This window comes from Vibrio sp. 779(2023), from assembly GCF_033344285.1.
Classification (GTDB): Bacteria; Pseudomonadota; Gammaproteobacteria; order Enterobacterales; family Vibrionaceae; genus Vibrio; species Vibrio alginolyticus.
On record NZ_JAWPOM010000249.1, the window covers coordinates 1 to 1,014 of the forward strand.

The window sequence follows — 1,014 nt, forward strand, 5'->3', positions numbered from 1 at the left end:
CCGTAAACTATAAACAGACCAATTAAGCCAATGATGAGTCCGACTTTCGCCATGTCTTTGCTTTCTATCAAGCCCGTTGAATAAGCTAATGAGTTTGGTGGGGTGGAGACAGGTAAAATCATGCCCAGTGAAGCCGAGAATGCGACCACAACCAGTAAGCCTTGTAAGCCACCGACAGCGGCCAAACTCGGCATGGAAACCCCGATAGCTGCGGCAATTGGCATCAACAAGTTCGCGGTCGCGGTGTTCGACATAAAATTGGCCATCAACCAACACACGATGGAGAGTGCAACCACCACCGCAAATGGAGACAGTGCCTCATAATCAATTGCGTGGGCCAGCGCTTCTGCCAAGCCCGTTTTATCGAGTGCAATACCAATCGCAATACCACCGGCAACCAACCACAATACGTCCCAGTTGATCAGTTTGAGCTCTTCTTTGCCCATGATGCCCGTTAAGGTAAAGACTGCCAGAGGAATAATCGCGACGACGTACGTATTCATGCCATGAGCTTTGGTGGTCATCCACAAGACGATGGTGAGGGCGAAGGTCACGTAAACCACCATTGCGCGCCAGCTCTTTTTGAAAGTGCCATCCAACTTGAGTTTCATTTCTGGCTCGCTCGATGGGAACAGCTTTTGCAGTAAGAACCAAGCGATGGTCAATTGCACTAAGACAAAAGGTAAGCCCATCATCATCCATGAGAGGAAGTCGATGGTGTTTTCTCCAGTGAGATATTGCAGTGCGATGGCGTTCGGTGGCGTACCTATTGGTGTAGCAATACCACCCGTATTGGCGGCTATTGGAATACACAAAACCAGTGCTTTAATGCCTAAGTCACCTTTCGGTGCTGACGCCACAATAGGGCCAAGTAGCGCTAACATCATGACCGTTGTTGCGGTATTGGACATGAACATGGAAAACACCGCGGTGATCAACATCAGCCCGAGCATGATGAATTTGGGCTGGTTGCCAAACGGTTTAAGCAACACGCGAGCGAGGTTGTTGTCGAGC

1 protein-coding gene is annotated in these 1,014 nt (G+C 49.7%); it reads right to left on the reverse strand.

The features are described 5' to 3' along the window. On the reverse strand, positions 1-1,014 hold a 1,014-nt coding region (locus R8O70_RS26410), incomplete at both ends, for a DASS family sodium-coupled anion symporter (protein ID WP_318184613.1).